Raw genomic sequence first — 18,665 nt, 5'->3', positions numbered from 1 at the left:
GTCAATATTGAGTTAAGCGATCGCTTAACTCGCTCGATTCGTGGTGGATGCGGCCGTCGGTCTCGGTCAGCGGCCTGCCCCTGCCGCCCCACCTGCGGGCGATGATCTCGGCGGCGATCGACACCGCGGTCTCCTCGGGCGTTCGCGCGCCGAGGTCGAGCCCGATCGGGCTGTGCAGCCGGGTCAGCTCGGCTTCCGTCAACCCGGCCTCGCGCAGCCGCGCCATCCGGTCGTCGTGCGTTCGCCGCGACCCCATCGCACCGACGTAGCCGATTTCGGGCAGCCGCAGCGCGACCTCGAGCAGTGGCACGTCGAACTTCGGGTCGTGGGTGAGCACGCAGATGACGGTGCGGGCGTCGATCTCACCCGCCCTGTGCTGCGCCGCCAGGTATCGATTCGGCCATTCGACGACGACCTCGTCGGCGGTCGGGAACCGCGCACGCGTCGCGAACACGGGCCGGGCGTCGCACACGGTGACCCGGTAACCGAGCAGCGAGCCCTGCCGCGCGATGGCTGCGGCAAAGTCGATGGCACCGAAAACGAGCATCCGCGGCCGCGGCGCGTAACCGGCGACGAACACCTCCATGCCCGCCCCGCGGCGCTGACCGTCGGGCCCGTAGGTGAGCACCTCGCTGCGACCGGCGGCCAACAGGCCGGTGGCATCGTCGGCCACCGCGGCGTCCGCACGCGTCGAACCCACCGAACCGTGGGTTGCGTCCGGGCCGACCACGAGCCTTCGCCCCACCCAATCGGGGTCGACATGGGAGATCACCGTGGCGACCGCGACCGGCCGATGCGCGGCGATGTCATCGGCGACGGCCCGCAACTCGGGAAAGGTCCGCCGCGACACCGGCTCGACAAAAACGTCGAGGATGCCTCCGCAGGTGAGCCCCACGGAGAAGGCGTCGTCGTCGCTGATGCCGTAGCGCTGCAGCCGAGGCTCTCCGTCGCGCACAACGTCATTGGCGAGGTCGTACACCGCACCCTCGACGCAGCCCCCCGAGACCGACCCGCTCACCTGGCCGTCGGGCGCCACCACCATCGACGCGCCTGCGGGTCGCGGCGCCGACTGGAAGGTGCGGACGACGGTGCCGACACCAGCGGTTTCGCCCGCTTCCCAGACGGCAAGCAGCTCGCTCAGCACCTCACGCACGCAACCCAACGTAGGCTCAATTCGTGACACCCGCTCAGCTTCGGGCCTTTTCAGCCGTCGTGCGGCTTGGCTCTGTGCACGCAGCGGCGGCCGAACTCGGCATGTCGGACGCCGGGATCTCGATGCACGTTGCGCAACTGCGCAAGGAACTCGACGACCCGTTGTTCGCCAAGACTGCCGCCGGGCTAGCGTTCACGCCGGGCGGCCTGCGGCTGGCAAGCAGGGCGGTGGAAATCCTCGGCCTTCAGCAGCAGACGGCCATCGAGGTGACCGAGGCGGCACACGGCAGGCGGCTCCTGCGCATCGCGGCGTCCACCGCGTTCGCAGAACATGCCGCGCCAGGGCTGATCGAGCTGTTCTCATCCCGAGCGAACGACCTGTCTGTCGAACTGTCCGTTCATCCCACAGGCCGATTCCGCGACCTGATCAGTTCGCGCGCCGTCGACATCGCACTCGGCCCTGGCGCCGACGACGGCCCGTCTGACGGATCGATCGTCGTGCGGCCGTTCCTCAAGTACCAGATCCTGACCATCGCGGCGCCGTCCAGCCCGGTCGCGACCCGCCTGCCGACGACCGCGCTGCTGCGCGAGCAGCCATGGTTGCTCGGGCCGTCCGCGGGAAACGCCGACGGTGAGATCGCAGGCATACTGCGCAATCTGGCGATTCCCGAGTCGAAACAACGGATCTTCCAGAGTGACGCGGCCGCACTCGACGAGGTGCAGCGCGTCGGCGGCCTCACCCTGGCGATCGGCTTCTCGGTCGGCAAGGATCTTTCGGCAGGCCGGGTGGTACAGGTCAAGGGCCAGGGCCTGCAGGTGCCGGGCGAGTGGAGTGCGATGTCGCTGGCGCCGTCCGCCCGCCAACCCGCCGTATCGGAGTTGCTGCGCTTCATCACCACACCGCGCTGCACCCAGGCGATGCTGCGCGGCACCGGAGTCGGGGTTACCCGCTTTCGCCCCAAAGTGCATGTGACACTGTGGAGTTAGTCGCCACCTCGGCTCTGCTGCAGGGCACGTATCAGGCTGGCGGCGTCCCACGGGCCCTTGTGGCGCCTGCCGTTGACGAAGAACGTCGGCGTCGAGTTGAGGTCCATCACCTCGGCGTCCTGCGCGTCGTCCTGCACGCGGAGCACCACTTTCGACGCATGGGCGCGGACGTCCTTGTCGAACCGTTCGATGTCACAGCCCGCGGTAACGGCGTAGCGGTAGATATCCGACCACTCGAGGTCCTCGGAGTGCTCGAACAGCGTGCGCGCCATCTCCCAGAACTTGCCCTGCAGCGCGGCCGCCTCACTGGCCCTTGCCGCATCGAACGCACGCGGGTGCACACGTTCAAGCGGTAGGTGTCGCCACACGTAACGCAGTTCGTCGCCGAAGTGCTCACGCACCTGGTCTATCGATCCGGTGGCACGGCTGCAGAACGGGCACTCGAAATCACCGTACTCGACTAGGGTCAGCGGCGCGTCGGGATTACCGCGGATATGGTCCCGCTCGGGATCGACGGGCCGAACCAGCTTCATGCCAACCGGCTCGGGCGGGCTGATCCAGTCGGTGATCGCGAAGATGGCCCAGCCGAGCAGGAACGCCAGCAGCGACGCAAGCAGCACGCCGACCCTTGCCTCGTCCTGACGCAACGGATCACCGATCGCGATGTCGATGATGAAAAGGGAGATGGTGAAACCGATTCCGGACAGCGCCGCCCCGCCGGCGATCCGGCGCAATGTCAGGCCAGGCGCGAGTTGGCCCCAGCGGAGCTTGGCAACCAGCCACGTCGCGCCGGTGATGCCGATCAGCTTGCCGAGCACAAGGCCTGCGACGATGCCCCACGTCAGCGGTGACCGCATCGCCGCCGACATCGTCTCCGCGGTCAACCGGACGCCTGCGTTGACCAATGCGAACAGCGGTAGGACGAGGAACGACACGTAGGGGCCGAACTGGGTCTGCAACCGCTCGTTGATCGAAATCGAGTCCCGCAGGCCGCGACTCGCCGCGCGCGCATAGTCGGAGTTCGGCGATTGACGGAACGCACGAATCAGGTCGACGGTCTCCTCGACCCGCCCGCGCTCCGGTGTGAACACCGGAATCAGCAGCGCGATCGCGACTCCGGCCAGGGTCGGGTGTACGCCGCCTGCGTACAACGCCACCCACAGCGCGAAGCCGATCACCGCGTAGGCGGGCCCGCGGCCGCCGGGAAGGTAACGCACCAGCGCGATGGCAACGATCAGGAGCACCGCAACCAGCAGCGGCCCGATCCTGATGTCATCGGAGTAGAACAGCGCGATCACCGTCAGCGCGCCGATGTCGTCGACCACGGCCAGTGTCAGCAGGAAAAGCCGCAGCCGCGCAGGGAATTTCGGGTTGATGATGGCCAGCGCGCCGATCAGGAACGCGGTGTCGGTGGAGATCACCACGCCCCATGCGTTCGCATTGTCACCCGACGAATTGATCATCAGGAAGATCAGCGCAGGTACGGCCAGACCCGCGACCGCCGCTAGCACCGGGACCGCCGCCCGCGCGCGGTCGGTCAGCTGGCCGATGGTGAACTCGGCCATCACCTCGAGGCCGACGACGAAGAAGAAGAACGTCATCAGTCCGTCGTTGATGAGGTGCTTGACCGTCATCTCGAAGTGCATATCGCCGAAGCTGAACCCGACATGGGTATCCAGCAACGCCCAATAGGTCTGTGACCACGGCGAATTCGCCCACAGGATTGCGGCGACCGTGGCCAGCAGGAGTAGCCCTGCGGCGCTGTTCTCGGTTGAGGTCTTGACCTTCGGGCCGCGGCTGAAGTGATTGGGCAGCATCCGAACAATGCGCGGGAAGCCGCCGCCGCTCGAGTCTCCCGCGTCGACGCTCACGCCCGGGCGTGCTCCACGAAGACGGCGAGCAGGTCTGGTTTGTCGACGGCGCTCGATGTCACAACGTCGGCAGGCTTGGCGCCCAGCAGGATTCGTTTGATCGGAATCTCCAGCCGCTTACCGGTCATGGTGCGCGGAATGCCGGGCACGCCGAGGATGTCGTCGGGGACGTGCCGCGGTGATGCGCCCTTCCGGATGGCGACGGTGATCTTGTTGCGCAACTCGTCGTCCAGTTCGGCGTCACCGGCGAGGTGCACGAACAACGGCATCCAGTAGCCGCCGTCGTCCTGTTCGACGCCGACCACAAGACAGTCCTGGATCTCGGCGAGCGATTCGACAGCGTTGTAGATCTCGGCGCTGCCCATCCGGACGCCCTGACGGTTCAGGGTGGCATCCGAACGGCCATGCACCACAACCGATCCGCGGTCGGTGATGGTGATCCAGTCACCGTGGCACCAGACGCCGGGATACTTGTCGAAGTAGGCCTTGCGATAGCGGCTGCCGTCGGCGTCGTTCCAGAAGAACACCGGCATCGACGGCATCGGCTGGGCGATCACCAGCTCGCCCGGCTCACCCACCACCGGAGTATCGGACTCCGTCCACGCCTGGACGTCGACACCGAGGCAGATGACGTTCAACTCGCCTGCGACGATCGGCACGGTTGGACATCCGCCGATGAACGCGGTCACCACGTCGGTTCCGCCGCTCATCGACATGACGGGCACCGGGCGACCGACGCCCTCCTGGATCCAGCGGAATCCGGCTGCGGGCAAAGGTGATCCCGTTGAGCCGACGCCGCGCAACGCGTCGAGCTGATAATCCTTACCGGGGTGGCACTCCTCCTTGGCGCAGCCGAGGAAATAGCCTGCGCCCGCACCGAACAGGGCGACGTCGTGGTCGGCGACGACCTTCCACATGCTGTCGGTCTGCGGATAGGTCGGGCTGCCGTCGTAGAGCACCACCGTCGCACCGACCAGCAGCCCGGAGACCAGAAGGTTCCACATCATCCAGCTGGTGGTCGAGTACCAGCAGAAGCGCTCGCCGGGTTTGAGGTCGGCCTGCAGGCTCAGATACTTGAGGTGCTCGAGCACCACGCCGCCGTGCCCGTGCACGATGCCCTTCGGCGTGCCGGTGGTGCCGGAGGAGAACAGCACCCACAGCGGGTGGCCGAACGGCACCGGGGTGATCTCCAGCGGGGCGTCGAGTTCGAGGACCTTAGACCACGGCGTGACATCGTCTGGCCGCTCGCTACCCAGCCTGGGCACCAACACCGTCGCCTTCAATGTCGGCAGCTTGGACCGGATCTCGGCGATTTCCTTGTCGCGGTCATGACGCTTTCCCGCGTAGACCGAGCCGTCGCTGGCCACCAGCACCGCAGGCTCGAGCTGGCCCAGCCGTGCGACCACACCGTCGACAGCGAGGTCCTGGTTGCACACCGCCCACGTCGCGCCGACGCTTGCCGCCCCGAGGAACGCCGCCACCGCTTCGCCGATGTTCGGCAGGTATCCGACGACCCGGTCCCCCGGCTTGACACCGAGCCCGCGCAGGTAGTTGGCGAACGCGGCGGTCTCCCGGCGCAACCGCGTCCATGACCAGTCCGTTGAGCCGTCCTCGCCCGCCGCCACAAGGGCCGGGTACTCGTCGGTCCCATGCCGGAACACCTCGGTCGCGTAGTTCAGCGTCGCTCCTGGAAACCATTGCGCCCCAGGCATTCCCCGATCGACGAGCACGGTGTCGGCGGGTGTTGTCGCACGGATGTCGAAGAACTGCCACACCGCGTCCCAGAACCATTCGATGTCGTCAAGCGACTTCGCCAACAGCTGGTGATAATCATCGAAGTCGCCGCGACCGGTTTCGGCCAGCCATGCCATGAAGCGGGTGACGTTGGCGTGCTCGATGGTCTGTTCGTCCGGTGTCCAGCCGCCGGGTTCGGTCATTCTGTCGTGCCCTCCTCTTCGCCCTGTGCGCTCCCTGCGCCCGCGGTGATGGCGTGCGCCGCCTCCATCAGCATCCAACCCGACAGCTGCACCGACAGGTCGCGTTCGGGAATCGACGACGAGTTGACGGCACCCTCGACGAACTGGGCCTCCTGCCCACCCGCCGCGGGCAGCTCGGCGTTTCGGTCCCAGAACGGTCCGAACAGCGGCAGACCGTCAAGGGTCTGGCGGTAGTCCCATGCCGACTGCGCGGAAGAGATCACGATGTTCTGGGCGGCCGCTATCGCGGCGGTGTCATCTGGTGAATTGTTGGGCAGCGTGGTGACGACCAACGCCAGATAGCGGGCGGTGATCCCGTTGAACAGCCCGCCGTCGCCGCCGCCCGCTCCGGCGATCACCCCGTCGGGGGCCCTCTCCTTGTCGATCGCTGCGACGAGCCGGTGCACACGCTGGGCGTGCTCGGCGTCCTTGGTCCGCGCGGCGAGCTCGGTCTCCAACCCGAGCACCACGCCCTGGCAGTAGGTGTACTGCGCGCGCACCATCGAGCCGGCCTTGATGCCGTCGAACACCAGATGGGTCTCCGGGTCGATCAGGGTCTCGTCGATCCAGTCCGCCATCTGCTGGGCACGGCGCAGCCGGTCGTCGTAGCGGGCAAGGAAGATGCCCGCAGGCCCGTTGGCCGGGGCGTTGAAGAACTGGTCCTGCTTGCGCCACGGGATGCCGCCGCCATCCTCGGGCACCCACGCGTTGACGAACTGGTCGCAGAGCTTCTTCAGGGCGCCTGCCTTCTCAACACCGGCGAGCCTGCCCGCCCGCTCCAGGGCCAGCGCCAGCCACGCCATGTCGTCGTAATAACTGTTAACCCAGGACCCGTTGTTACGCAGTCGATGTGACCGGATCTGGCGTTTGATCTTCTTCTCGCGGTCGGGTTGCGGGTCGCGTAGCTGCGCGTCGACGAGGTTGTCCAGCAGATGAGCCTGCCACCAGTAGTGCCAGGTGCGGAAGAGCAGGTCGTTGCGCGTCGGGGGATATCCCACCATCCCAAGCTGGGTGCCAGGCAGCGCCCAGAGCCGTTTCAGATGGCGCTTTGCCACCGCCGCCTCGGCGCTCGCCGCCCGGTTCGCCCATACCTGATCCATGCCGTTGATCCTGCCCTAATTGCCCCCGGCAGAGGAGTGTGCCCGGACAAACGCTATGAGACGTTTTTGTCTCACATGAGCTATCATTGTCTCATGCCTCTCGACCGCGACGGCTTGCTCCGTGCCGCCGCCGACTTCCTCGGCCGCAGACCCAACGCGACCCAGGACGAGATCGCGACCGCGGTCGGGGTGAGCCGCGCCACCCTGCACCGCCACTTCTCGGGCAAGCCCGCGCTGATGCAGGCGCTTGACGAACTCGCGATCGACGAGATGTGGAAGGCACTGAAAACCGCGCGTCTGGACGAGGATTCGGCCACCGACGCGCTGCGCAGGCTGATCACGGCCTTTCAGCGGGTGTCGCCCTACCTGGCCCTGCTCTACAGCCAGAGTCAGGAGATCGACATCGACCAGTCGATGCACGGCTGGGCGGCCATCGACGCCGAGATCACCGTGCTGTTCACCCGCGGGCAGCGCGCGGGCGAGTTTCGGCCCGACCTCACCGCGACCTGGCTCACCGAGGCGCTCTACAGCCTCGTCGCAGGCGCGGGCTGGTCCATCCAGGTCGGCCGCGTCGCGGGCCGGGATTTCGAACGCATCATCACCGAACTACTACTGCATGGAGTGAGCACCTCATGACCCGCCGCTGGTTCGCCCTCGGCGTCCTTACCTTGGCCGTCCTCCTGATCGGAGTCGACGGCACCGTGCTGGCCCTTGCCACCCCGTTCATCGGGGAGGACCTTGGCGCCAGCTTTACCCAGATCCTGTGGATCGGCGACATCTACTCGTTCGTGCTCGCCGCCCTGTTGATCAGCATGGGCAGCCTCGGTGACCGAATCGGTCACAAGAAGCTACTGCTCTGTGGTGCAACGGCTTTCGCGCTGATCTCGGTGCTCGCCGCGTACTCGACCAGCGCCGAGATGCTGATCGCGTCGCGCGCGCTGCTCGGCGTGGCGGGCGCGACACTGGCGCCGGCCACCCTCGCGCTGATCCGCGGAATCTTCCCCGATGCACGGGAACGCAGTGTCGCCGTTGGCATCTGGGCCTCTGCCTTCTCGGCGGGCGCCGCCCTAGGCCCCGTGGTCGGCGGGATCCTGCTCGAACACTTCTGGTGGGGCTCGGTGTTCCTGATCAACGTCCCGGTGATGGTGGTGCTCCTGGTCGGCGGCGTCATCCTGCTGCCCGAGCACCGCAACCCGAAGCCAGGACCGTGGGACCTGGCCAGTGTCGCGCTGTCGATGATCGGCATGCTCGGCGTCGTCTACGCGATCAAGGAAGGCGCAGCGCTGGGCATTCGGCCCGACGTGGTCGCCGCGGGCGCGGTCGGTGCCGCCGCGCTGATCCTGTTCGTCCGCAGACAGCTGCGGCTGCCCGCACCGCTGATCGACGTCCGGTTGTTTGGCAACCGCGCGTTCTCCGGCGTCGTCACCGCGAACCTGCTTTCGGTGCTCGGCCTCTCGGGCCTGGTGTTCTTCCTTTCGCAGTTCTTCCAACTGGTGCACGGATTCGGGCCGCTGAAGGCGGGCCTCGCCGAACTGCCCGCCGCCGTAACCGCGACGGTGTTCGGCGTGCTCGCAGGCGTCGCCGTGCGCTACTGGTCGTCACGGGCCGTGCTCACCGCGGGCCTGGCCCTCGTCGGCGTCGCGATGGCGTCGCTGGCGTTCCTCACGCCGTCGACGCCGTACCCGCCGCTGGGCATCGCGCTGTTCCTCGTCGGCGTCGGGCTCGGTCTGGCGTTCACGGTGGCCAGCGATGTCATCCTGGCCAGCGTTCCGAAGGAGCGCGCGGGCGCGGCGGCCGCCGTCTCGGAGACCGCGTACGAACTCGGCATGGCGCTCGGCATCGCGACCCTCGGTTCCATCGTCACCAGCGTCTACCGTGGATTCGCGGTTCCGGCAGGCATCCCGCCCGCCGTCGAATCGCATGCCCGCGACTCACTGTCGGCGGCACTGCACGCCGCGGAGGCGCTGCCCCCCGCCCAGAGCGAAGCGCTGCTGACCGCCGCCAAGGAGGCGTTCACCAGCGGCCTGGCGATCGCCTCCGGTGTCGGCTCCGCACTGATGCTGATCTCCGCGGCGGCGGTATGGATCCTGTTGCGCGCCCGGCTACCAGGCGAGTCCGAGATCGGCGTGCTGAACGACCCAGGTGTGCATGGCGATGCCTGCGGCGACGCCCGCGTTGACGCTACGTGTGGAACCGAACTGCACGATCGACACGGTTAAGTCCGCGCCTGCCTTGGTGTCATCGGTGATGCCGGGGCCCTCCTGCCCGAAGACCATCAGGCAGCTGCGGGGCAACCCGGTCTCCTCGAGGCGCTGCGCGCCGGGGACGTTGTCCACCGCGACGACGGTCAACCCGGCGTCCGCGGCGAACTCCAGCAGTTCGGCGGTCGTGTCGTGGTGGCGCAGACGCTGGTAGCGGTCGGTCACCATGGCGCCGCGGCGGTTCCAGCGGCGCCGTCCGACGATGTGCACGGTGTCGACGGCGAATGCGTTGGCGGTCCGCACCACCGAGCCGATGTTGGCGTCGTTGCCGAAGTTCTCGATCGCCACGTGCAGAGCATGGCGGCGCCCGTCGATGTCGGCGACGATCGCCTCCCTGGTCCAGTACCGGTAGGCGTCGACGACGTTTCGGGTGTCGCCGTCGCGCAACAGCGCGGCGTCGTATCGGGGATCGTCGGGCAACGGACCCTGCCACGGACCGACACCGGTGCTCTCACCCCATTCGGTCGGCCCCGCAAGTTCACTCATCGGTGGTCCACAATCCGGCGTGTGTGCCGACCAGCGACACCGACGCGTAGAGCGCTGCGGCCTCCATCTCACCCTGCGTGCACAACGACGCCCGCACCGCGACGGCGTCCAGCGAAGCGTCTGGCAGCACCAGAAGCGATGCACCGTAGATGTCGCACGCGTGGGACAGGCCTGGGGCGGGCAACGTCGGCGCGACCAGCACCATCATCGGGCCGCCACGGGTGGCCGACTCATCGCGGTATCGCGCTGCCAGGCCAGTGATTTCGAGGCCGAGCAGCATATAGCCCTTGCCGTTGAACGCGGTCGGGTCACCCAGGGCGCTGACGTCGAGCTGTGCGCCGTCGGCACGGAACGCTTCGACGCTCGTCGTGCTGATCGACAGGCCGGCGTCGTTCTCGTTGGTCTGCGGCACCCCCACCGGGTAGGCGGCGCCGTAGGAGACCGTGGTGCCCGCCATCCGGTCCTTCGGCGAGTACACGTAGGCGCCGCGCACCTGGGCCTGGTCGCGCATCGGGCCGATGCACACCGTGCCGGAAAGCCGGTCCGGCGTCGGGGCGGCCGCGGGCTGGACCGCAAGGCTGGTGACGTCGCGGCAGCCGCCGATCGCGTTGGCCTCCAACGGATGTGCCAGCGCGCCGTACAGGCCGAACCGGATGTCTGACGGCTTGGCGTGCGGGGCGTCGGCCTGTGTCGGCGACGCGTCGATGTCGAAGAGGACGTAGTCGCCGTCGAACCGGAGGTTGGACAGCGACATGTTCCAGCCGAGCACGGCAAGCGATTCGCCCACCGTCGCCGTCTGCACGCCATACGGGTGGCCGCTTCCGTCATCGCCCGAGCATGCCGACGTCATCAAAAGCATGGCCGCCGACAGCAGGGCGACTAGTGCGCGCACCGAGACTCAGGTGCGGCCACGGCCCTTGGCCACCGATCTGTTGATGCGCCGCACCAAGTTTCGTGGCACGAGCCGGCCCGCGGTGGTCATCGCCTTGTACTGCACGCCGGGAATGATGACGACGTTGCCCTTGGCGGCGTCGGCGATACAGTCCCGCACAACGTCTTCGACCTCCAGCCACATGAACGACGGGGTGTCGTCCATCGCGATGCCCGCGCGCGTGTGGAACTCGGTGCGCACGAAGCCGGGGCACAGCGCGTGCACGCCGACGCCCGTGCCGACAAGGCCGTTGGAAAGGCCCTCGGTGAACGAAACCACCCACGCCTTCGACGCGGAGTAGGTGGATCCGCGCCCCGGCAGCAGCGCCGCGACGCTTGCGACATTGACGATGGTGCCCTCAGCCGCGGCCAGCATCGGCGGGAGCGCGGCGTGCGTCAGCGCCATGACCGCGGTGACGTTGACGTCCAGCTGTGCCTGCAGCACCTGCAGGCTCGCCGTCCAGAACTCGCCCGAGGTGCCGAAACCGGCGTTGTTGATCAACACCCGAACCCCGGCGGACAGCCGGTCGGCGACCTTGGCGCGGTCGGCGGCTTCCGCCAGGTCGGCGGGCAGCACCTCGACGGCGGCGCCTGCCTCATCGCGCAGTTCTGCCGCGAGCCGCTCAAGCCGCTCGACGTCACGGGCGACCAGTACCAGGTCGTATCCGTCGATGGCGTAGCGCCGCGCGAAACCCGTACCGAGCCCGGATGTCGGTCCGGTGATCAAAGCGACGGGACGCGGCATGCAGACAGGTTACTTACCGCTGATAGTGCGGTGACTGGCGGCCGTTTCGTGGTGGCTGACGGCGGATGGCCGGGTCCGAGCGCTCGGCGTCGGCACGTGGCTGGGCGTAGCGCGCCTCTGTCGGGGCCGGCTTGACGGGACGACCAGGTGCGGCGGGCCTGCGGGCAGGTTGGCCCGCAGCGGCGCCGACGCCGGTCTGCGGTATCGGCGGCAACACCCGCAACAGGTCGTTGAACTGGCGTACCGTGCGCAGGCCCTCATCCCACTGGGCCCGTGTGCTGGTGACCGGCATGCTGACCAGCGTCCAGTGCTGCTCGTTCCACATGATCTCGGCGCAGTCGGGCGCGGTGTGGGCGAAGGTCACCATCCGGCGATCGCAGGCGCGCCGGGCGGCGTCGAGGTTGGTCGAATACACCATCCTCGGGCCGATCGCGCCGAGCAGCCAGATGTCGTTCTCGCGCGGTTCCTTGATGCCCTTGAGCCGCAGGTCGACCACCACGTTCGTGCCGACCTTGCGGTGCAGGGCGATAACCGTCGCGACGTCCTCGAGGTCGAAGATGAACACCGCTTCGCCGCGGATCTGCCCGAGCACCACGTTCTTGGCGCTGATGTCGCCGACCGTGGACATGACGCCGCGCTTCCACCGCTGGATGAGGTCGTCGGACTCATGCTCGTAGTCGAAGCCGTGCGACTTGGCCCACGACTTACGTCGGCGCCCCAGGCCGCGCCGACGATCGATGTCGACGTAGAGCAACACCGCCGCACCCACGAAACAGAGCGCAGACAGCGTGAACCAGAGGGGGACCATTACGCCTAGCCTATCTGCTCAGGGGCATATAGCCAGAACTCGAGCAGGTCACAACCCAATTACGCGTGGCCTCACCCGCCACAATCGCCCAGTACTACACCGCGAGCAGGCGTTCGAAGAATTCCCGGTACCGCTTGAGCGCGATTCGCAGGTCCTCGGTCGAGACCTCTTCGCCTCGACTCCACTGCTCCTCGAGGTGCGCGCGGGCCCCGGAGAACCCCGCTGTGAGCTTGTCGACGACGTCGGCGACCAGGCTGTCGGCCTTCTGAACGCAGTCGCGCGGATCGTCGACGAAGGCTGACTGCACCTCGGTCCAACGTGAACGCATGTCCGTCAGTTCGCCGTCGGCGAAGAGCATCTGGTCAGACGATCCCGCTGTCTCGACAGGATCGTCGACGGGAGCCTGGGCCATGTCGGCGGGCGGGGCCGTCTCGACGGGAGCCTGGGCCGTGTCGGCTGGTGCCTGGGCCGTGTCGACGGGAGCCTGGGCCGTGTCGGCTGGTGCCTCGAAATTTGGTGTGGCATCCCCGGTTTCGAGGGGCGGTTCGAGGCGTTGCGCCTCTGCGGGCCGATCGGCGCGTACTGCCGGGTCAACCATTTCGGGCTGCATGTCATGCGTGGTCATGTGTCTGCCTCCTGTATTCGTCGTTGACGTGCTCGGGCTGAGGCTCGGGCTCGGACCCGAGCAGCCGGTCGAAAAGTGCGCGGTAGTGCACGAATGCCTGCCGGGCGTCTTCGGTGTCGATCTCGCCGCCCTGCTGCGACTGGTAGATCGCGTGGGCGCCGCGATAGTTCTCGACGATGTCGGGGTGATCGACAGAGATATCGGCGGCACGCTGGTCGAAGTCGTCGATCGGGTAGCCGCGCTCGCGCATCACCCGCGTCACAAGGCGCTCGGCCCGCCCGACGGCGTCGGTGGGGGCGTCGACGAAGGCGGTCTGCACCGTCTGCCAGGTGGCGACGTGCTCGGCCCGGGCCTCCGGCGTCAGCTCGACGATGTCAAGCTTCTTGCGCTTCTTCTCGCGTGCGACGAGCTCGGCTTCGGCGGCTTTCTGCTCGCCGAGCTCACCGACCGTGCGCTCGTACTCCGGTCCGAAATGCTCCTGCAGGCGCGCGGACCGTCGGCGTCGGCTCAGCGACCACCCGACGACAATCACCGCACCCACGACCAAGACCGCAATGAGAACCCACACCAGTTCAGACATTTCATTGACCTCCTCGTCAATCGAGGGGGTGCCCAGTGCCGTTCAAACGGAAACGTCAATTTGTGATCCACGTCGCATACCGTCTCGCTATGGCCTACGACGACTACCAACTACTTCACGTCGCTGTCGACGGCGGCATCTGCCGGGCGACCATCGACCATCCACCCATCAACCTGCTAGACGTGCCGCTGATCGGGGAGATCGGCCGACTGGCGCGGGAGGTGGCGGCCGACGCCGACGTCCGCGTGCTGATCGTCGACTCGGCCGATCCGGAATTCTTCATCGCCCACGCCGACGTGGAGCTGATTGCCGGCCTGCCGACCGACGACACGTCATTGCACGACGAGCTGTCGATGTTCCACGCCTTCACAGAACAATTCAGCACGCTGCCGCAGGCCACCATCGCGGTGATCGAGGGCGTCTGCCGCGGCGGAGGAAGCGAGTTCGCGATGGCTTTCGACATGCGCTACGCCGCGCTGAACAAGGCCCGCCTCGGCCAGCCCGAGGTGGCGGTCGGGATCATCCCCGGCGGCGGCGGAACGCAGCGGCTGCCCCGGCTCGTCGGCCGCGGGCGCGCGCTCGAGGTCATCCTCGGTTGCATGGACGTCGACGCGGCGACCGCCGAGTCGTGGGGCTACGTCGACCGCGCGCTGCCCGCAGACGAACTGCGCCGGTTCGTCGACACGCTGGCCGCCCGCATCGCGTCGTCGCCGCTCGAGGCGATCTCTCGCGCCAAACGGGCAGTCGACGCGGCCATCGGCGATGTGACGATGGGCCTGCGGGTCGAGGATCAGCTGTTCCGGGACGCCCTTGCGCAACCGGTCGCACGCGAGCGGTTGCAGGCGATCCTCGACGCTGGCGCTCAGACCCGCGAGTTCGAGCTGGGCGAGATCCGGCTCTGACCGGGATCAGGGCACGCTCGCGTTGCGGCACCCCTGGCCCAGCGGGGGGCCATCGAGAATCAGGTCCTTCAGGGGGCGGGTGCCATCGGGACCGCTGATCTCGGTGACCGAAGGAAGCGACAGATGCAGCTCGTAAACGACGCCGCCTTGGCCGGTGACATTGCGGCAGCTCAGGCGGAGGCGGTCGCCCGCACCTGCGCCGTATTCCCGATCGAACTTGTCGCGAACGTCGCTCAGCGCTATCCGGCCGCCCTGTGCTTCGGTGAACATCGGGTCGAGCACCTTGCGGGCTTGCTCGGTCAGCGCTGCGGCATCGGAGAAGAACACGTCCGGTGAGACACCGGAGCAGGTGCCGTGCGCGTACCACTCGTGGGGCGCCAGGCTCGCCTCGTCCGACATCAGCGATCGCAAGGTGCTGCGCACGTCGCCGCCGATGTCCACCGACGGCATGTGAGATCCCTTGAGATCGCTGGCCCGCCTGGCGATCTCCTTCGGCACACCGCAGTATTGGTTGTCGGCCGGCTGCGGCCACAGCCCGTGTAGGAGCCACGTCGGCCCCTGCGTCCCCACGTGACCGGACGTGCATCCCGCATTTGTCGGCTCCGCCGCACAGAGACTGGGACCCCACGTCAGCACGAGCCAACTCGAGCCGCTTTGGGCGGAATCGAATTCGGCGCCACTGGGTGTGTGGTCGAGGACGCGGACGCTGAAGGTGACCGCCGCGACGGCAATGGCGGTAAGCACGCAGGATATCGACAACACCACCACATCGCCTCGCCGCATGGGGCAGCCTATCTCTTCGATGAACGAGATCGATCGATGGCTCGAGCGGGCGGCCCGCAGAGAGGATCGCGCCGTCTCGCTGTATGCGAGCCTTCTCACCGGCAGGATCGTCGGTTACTTCGGTTATCGGATGCGCTATGCGCTTCTGCTCGACGGGGCGCGGTACGCGATCCACGTCGCGGAGTTCCTCATCATCCTCACCAGCCTCGGCGGACTGGCCGCATTCACCGTGATGATGTTGCGGGTCAGCAGCCTGATCGTCAGCGGCGCATGGTGGGGGCTGCTCGAGGTGATGCGCGAGCGCCTGCGGGCATTGGCTCAGTCGGGGGATACCGACGGCATCGAACGCGAAATCGGGCGCTGGCTCGTGCTTTCGGCGGTCGCGGGAACCGTGGTGATCATCGGCGGCGGCGTTGCACTGGCGCTGTTGTTCCCGCCGGAGGCGGACGCGCTCGGTTCTCTCTACGCGTTCCTGATCCTGATCGAGCTTGCCTTGCGCATGCCCGTGCGGGTGCTGCACTCCGGCATGTTCGCCACGCGGCGCGTTTACCGCCCGCTGTGGTCGATGTTCGCCCCGACCGCGGTGTCGCTTGTGGTGATCGGGATCGGTGTTTTCTTCTTTCCGGCGGGCGCGATCGTCATCGCGATCATCGCGTCGAATGCGGTCAGCATTTGGATCACGGTGCACTACACGGTTCGTGCGTATCGGCTGACCGGACTGTGGCCGAAATTCGCGGGGCGTTCGATTCGGGACCTGCTGCCGTCCATCCCACCCCGGCTCGGCATCGAGGCGACGCTGTCGGGTCTGGGTTTGCGCCTTGACGCGGTGGCGGTCCTCTTGATCGCAGGCATCTATTCGACGAACACCCGCGCCTTCGACCTCACCGCGGGCTTCGCGGGTTGGCGCGACGTCGATGTGTTTCAGTTCTTCTATCTGGTGCTGCCGCTGTTCCGCGGCTCGTACGAGGCCACCGCGGTGTTCTACTTCGATTTCGTTCGCCTGCGCCGAATTCCGGCGTTCCGTCAGTTTCGGCTGTCGTTCTTCCACCAGCTGTTGTGGATGACGCCCGTCATCACCCTGTTCTTCTGGTCGCTGGCCATCCCGCTGGTGCTGTGGGTGCTGCCCGACATACCGTTCAGCTTCCTGCTTGCGCTTCTTCCGCTCTTCGTCCTACGCAGCCTGATCGGTGCCTACCAGATCCGGTTGTTCGCCGAAGGCCAGTTCCGCACCCTTAACGTGAGCTTCCTGTTCTCCGCAGTGTTGTTCGCACTCGTGTGGATCGACGTCAACCCAGCGTCGGACCTCGTCCAGATCACCGCCGCGATGATCGTGCTGCTGGTCGTTCACATCAATGTGCAACATCTGCGCGACCGCAGTACGTCGCTGCCGACGCTGCTGTCTTTGGGTGATTGGATCCGGGCGCTGGCCGTCGAGCCGCTGCCCGTGCGCGTCGGCAGGATCTCGATCCCGGAGTGGATCGACTCGCGACAGAAGTCAGACGCGATCAGCGTGATGCGGGAAACCTTCGACAGCGCAGGACATCTGGCATTTCGTTCGTCGTCTACTCTCGTTTTCTACCAGCGAATCACATCTGACGACGCAGACAGCCAACCGCACCTGACCTTGCAGTCGGCGACGGGCGGCGCTGCAAATCGGGCCGAAATACTGTCCACCGCAACCGGAACCGGGCGCGCCGCGTTGGATCGCGCCATCGAAAAGGATTGGCTGCAGCCCGTCGACGACCTGTCAGAAGGCCCTGACATCCTCGTGGCCGAGTTTCGCGCGGCCTTCGCCGACGGCACCGTCGTTGATTTGCAGACGCGTGCGGGACAACGGGCCGCGCGTAGGCTGGCGCACAATCTCCTGGTGGGACTGCTGCCGTCGGCGATGAAGAGCCTCGGGCAGGGCGCCGTGGTGACCCAGGTGGCCGACCGCTGGATGACACCCGTCTTCTACGAAGGCAATCTGCGCGCGATCCTGGTACTGCCCGCCGAGTTCGACACCGACGGGTTGCGACGCTGGCGGCGAACCGTGAACACATGGAACGCGTGCGCAAGCTCGCGGGATGTGAGCCATGTTCACAGCCGGTGAACCGATAGATGTCGAGACAGAACTCGCGAATCCCAGGACCTACGAGGACACCATCCTGCGCATCTTCGCCAAGCGCCGTGACCGTGGCGCCGGATTCGCCGAGGCGTTCGGCGGCGTCTCGTACTTCAGCACGGCGGCCGAACGGCAAACCCTGGCCAAGGCGATCGCCCACCGGGTCACCAGCGGCGAGTTCCAGACCCGGCCGGTGGACCTGTGGATCCTGGAAACCGGCGGCAAGCGTCGCGAGGCGCACCTGGCGGATTTCATCGACCACGTCGTCGGCTCGGCACTGTTCAAACTCCTGACACACAACGCGCAATGCCACGGCCTGCCCGGCGTCTACTCGTATCTGGCCGGCGTGACGAATGTGGGCGCGATGCAGACGTTCGCCGACTACATCCGCGCCCATCGCGAACGAGCGGGCACCAAGGGGCCCCCGCTGTATGTCCTGCAATCCGACTTCGAGAAATACGGTGACAATCTCCCCGTCGGGCCCGACGCCGCGTTATGGAAAATACTGAGAACCGTTGCGACACTCGGCAGCAAGAACGGCGAAATCAGCTCGTCCACATGGGATCTCATCACCGGACTGGTCCGGCCCGTGGTGCGCGAAGACGACGGAACGGAGTTCGTCCGGCTGCACGGCGTCGCGATGGGAACCCCGCTGGTTCCGTTGCTCGGCAATCTGGCGGTCGTACCGATGGACGAGGCGATCACCGCGATCGACGGAATCTTCTACGCGCGGTACAACGACGACTTCATCATCGCCCATTCGGGTCTCGCCGCCCTGCATGAGGCGGACGCGAGGATCGATTCGCTGATGGGCGGGTTGGGCGTCAAACGAAAGCTGTCGAAGGAACTGCGCACCGCATTGAGCGGCAACGGAAGGCCGTCGACCGACGATCCCGCCTATCTCGGGCGCGACCGCGTCGACTGCCTCGGGTTGACCGTCAGCCATGCGGGCACGCTGAGCCTGGGACCGCACCGGCTGAGCCGCTTCGTCGCCCGCGTTGCACGCCGAATGGACGCCATTGGGCCTGCGCTGTTCGACGAGCCCGTCGACGAGCGAGCCCGTCACCTCGTCGCGGCCACCAACGTCATGCTCGACGTAACGAGTCCCTTCGCCGTCGCGGGCTTGTCCTCGATTCTCGACACGACCACGGATCGGGGATCGCTCAAGGATCTGGACTTCCGGATAGCGCGCAAGATCGTCCAGGTCGCTACCCGGCGAACCGGTGTGCGCGGTTTCCGGCAACTGCCGCCCGCCACTCTTTACCGGGACATGGGTCTGGTTTCGCTCGTGCATTTGCGCAACTTGCGGTGACCGCTTCGGGCACCCGCTACTGTTGAGCCAGGCGCGGATCCCG

General features: G+C 67.0%; 17 protein-coding genes. 6 read left to right on the top strand and 11 right to left on the bottom strand.

All coding sequences use genetic code 11. From position 1 onward, the window contains the following. Position 1: 1 nt before the first annotated feature. Positions 2-1,153, bottom strand: a complete 1,152-nt coding sequence (locus D6M19_RS25250; RefSeq protein WP_123028016.1) for an XdhC family protein — start codon at positions 1,151-1,153, stop codon at positions 2-4. 23 nt (positions 1,154-1,176) lie between these two features. Here D6M19_RS25250 and D6M19_RS25245 point away from each other — a divergent pair, with 23 nt between their 5' ends. Further along, complete coding sequence (locus D6M19_RS25245) at positions 1,177-2,139, top strand: LysR family transcriptional regulator (protein ID WP_123028015.1); 963 nt, start codon at positions 1,177-1,179, stop codon at positions 2,137-2,139. On the opposite strand, the gene nhaA is transcribed toward D6M19_RS25245, so the two are convergent. From nhaA to D6M19_RS25230, 3 genes are read right to left on the bottom strand one after another with little or no spacing between them, the layout of a single operon-like run. Then, the gene (gene nhaA, locus D6M19_RS25240; protein ID WP_123028054.1) at positions 2,136-3,956 is read right to left on the bottom strand and encodes a Na+/H+ antiporter NhaA; all 1,821 of its coding nucleotides are present in this window, start codon (positions 3,954-3,956) and stop codon (positions 2,136-2,138) included. The two genes, D6M19_RS25245 and nhaA, sit on opposite strands and share 4 nt — an antisense overlap. 50 nt (positions 3,957-4,006) lie before the next feature. Continuing rightward, positions 4,007-5,947: an acetoacetate--CoA ligase gene (locus D6M19_RS25235; protein WP_123028014.1), complete on the bottom strand. Its 1,941-nt coding sequence runs from the start codon at positions 5,945-5,947 to the stop codon at positions 4,007-4,009. Beyond that, positions 5,944-7,086 carry a glycoside hydrolase family 76 protein gene (locus D6M19_RS25230; RefSeq protein WP_123028013.1) on the bottom strand — a complete coding sequence of 381 codons (1,143 nt, stop codon included), beginning with the start codon at positions 7,084-7,086 and terminating at the stop codon, positions 5,944-5,946. The genes D6M19_RS25235 and D6M19_RS25230 overlap by 4 nt, the downstream gene beginning before the upstream one ends. A 93-nt stretch (positions 7,087-7,179) precedes the next feature. On the opposite strand from D6M19_RS25230, the gene D6M19_RS25225 reads away from it, so the two are divergent. Both D6M19_RS25225 and D6M19_RS25220 read left to right on the top strand, forming a co-directional pair. Next, the gene (locus D6M19_RS25225; protein WP_123028012.1) at positions 7,180-7,722 is read left to right on the top strand and encodes a TetR/AcrR family transcriptional regulator; all 543 of its coding nucleotides are present in this window, start codon (positions 7,180-7,182) and stop codon (positions 7,720-7,722) included. Then, entirely contained in the window at positions 7,719-9,305 is a 1,587-nt protein-coding gene (locus tag D6M19_RS25220; protein WP_123028011.1) for an MFS transporter, read from the top strand. Before D6M19_RS25225 ends, D6M19_RS25220 begins: the two co-directional genes overlap by 4 nt. Here D6M19_RS25220 and D6M19_RS25215 read toward each other — a convergent pair. The 6 genes from D6M19_RS25215 to D6M19_RS25190 all read right to left on the bottom strand — a co-directional run bounded on the left by D6M19_RS25215 (position 9,189) and on the right by D6M19_RS25190 (position 13,521). Further along, positions 9,189-9,833, bottom strand: coding sequence for a TrmH family RNA methyltransferase (locus D6M19_RS25215; RefSeq protein WP_123028010.1), 645 nt, complete (start codon positions 9,831-9,833; stop codon positions 9,189-9,191). The genes D6M19_RS25220 and D6M19_RS25215 overlap by 117 nt on opposite strands. Further along, on the bottom strand, positions 9,826-10,725 hold the full coding sequence (locus D6M19_RS25210) for a hypothetical protein (RefSeq protein ID WP_234835042.1): 900 nt from the start codon (positions 10,723-10,725) through the stop codon (positions 9,826-9,828). The genes D6M19_RS25215 and D6M19_RS25210 overlap by 8 nt, the downstream gene beginning before the upstream one ends. A 6-nt stretch (positions 10,726-10,731) precedes the next feature. Further along, entirely contained in the window at positions 10,732-11,508 is a 777-nt protein-coding gene (locus D6M19_RS25205; RefSeq protein WP_123028009.1) for an SDR family NAD(P)-dependent oxidoreductase, read from the bottom strand. A 13-nt stretch (positions 11,509-11,521) separates the two neighbouring features. Next, the gene (gene ttfA, locus D6M19_RS25200; RefSeq protein ID WP_123028008.1) at positions 11,522-12,316 is read right to left on the bottom strand and encodes a trehalose monomycolate transport factor TtfA; all 795 of its coding nucleotides are present in this window, start codon (positions 12,314-12,316) and stop codon (positions 11,522-11,524) included. Positions 12,317-12,410: 94 nt separating this feature from the next. Further along, entirely contained in the window at positions 12,411-12,941 is a 531-nt protein-coding gene (locus D6M19_RS34950) for a RodZ family helix-turn-helix domain-containing protein (RefSeq protein WP_234835041.1), read from the bottom strand. Next, positions 12,928-13,521 (bottom strand): type 2 periplasmic-binding domain-containing protein, encoded by a 594-nt coding sequence (locus D6M19_RS25190; protein WP_123028007.1) that lies wholly within the window; start codon positions 13,519-13,521, stop codon positions 12,928-12,930. The genes D6M19_RS34950 and D6M19_RS25190 overlap by 14 nt, the downstream gene beginning before the upstream one ends. Positions 13,522-13,610: 89 nt before the next feature. Between D6M19_RS25190 and D6M19_RS25185 the strand changes: the two genes are divergently transcribed. Then, on the top strand, positions 13,611-14,423 hold the full coding sequence (locus D6M19_RS25185) for an enoyl-CoA hydratase/isomerase family protein (RefSeq protein WP_123028052.1): 813 nt from the start codon (positions 13,611-13,613) through the stop codon (positions 14,421-14,423). A gap of 6 nt (positions 14,424-14,429) precedes the next feature. On the opposite strand, the gene D6M19_RS25180 is transcribed toward D6M19_RS25185, so the two are convergent. Next, on the bottom strand, positions 14,430-15,206 hold the full coding sequence (locus D6M19_RS25180) for a ribonuclease T2 family protein (protein ID WP_123028006.1): 777 nt from the start codon (positions 15,204-15,206) through the stop codon (positions 14,430-14,432). A 19-nt stretch (positions 15,207-15,225) separates the two neighbouring features. Here D6M19_RS25180 and D6M19_RS25175 point away from each other — a divergent pair, with 19 nt between their 5' ends. Both D6M19_RS25175 and D6M19_RS25170 read left to right on the top strand, forming a co-directional pair. Then, a complete protein-coding gene (locus D6M19_RS25175) occupies positions 15,226-17,298 on the top strand; it encodes a hypothetical protein (RefSeq protein WP_123028005.1) in 2,073 nt (690 codons plus the stop codon). Further along, positions 17,282-18,622, top strand: coding sequence for an RNA-dependent RNA polymerase family protein (locus D6M19_RS25170; RefSeq protein ID WP_123028004.1), 1,341 nt, complete (start codon positions 17,282-17,284; stop codon positions 18,620-18,622). Before D6M19_RS25175 ends, D6M19_RS25170 begins: the two co-directional genes overlap by 17 nt. The last annotated feature ends 43 nt before the right edge of the window (positions 18,623-18,665 follow it).

Origin of the sequence: Mycolicibacterium stellerae, from assembly GCF_003719305.1 — a bacterium.
Lineage (GTDB): Bacteria > Actinomycetota > Actinomycetes > Mycobacteriales > Mycobacteriaceae > Mycobacterium > Mycobacterium stellerae.
This window is presented reverse-complemented; position numbering and strand designations above follow the sequence as displayed.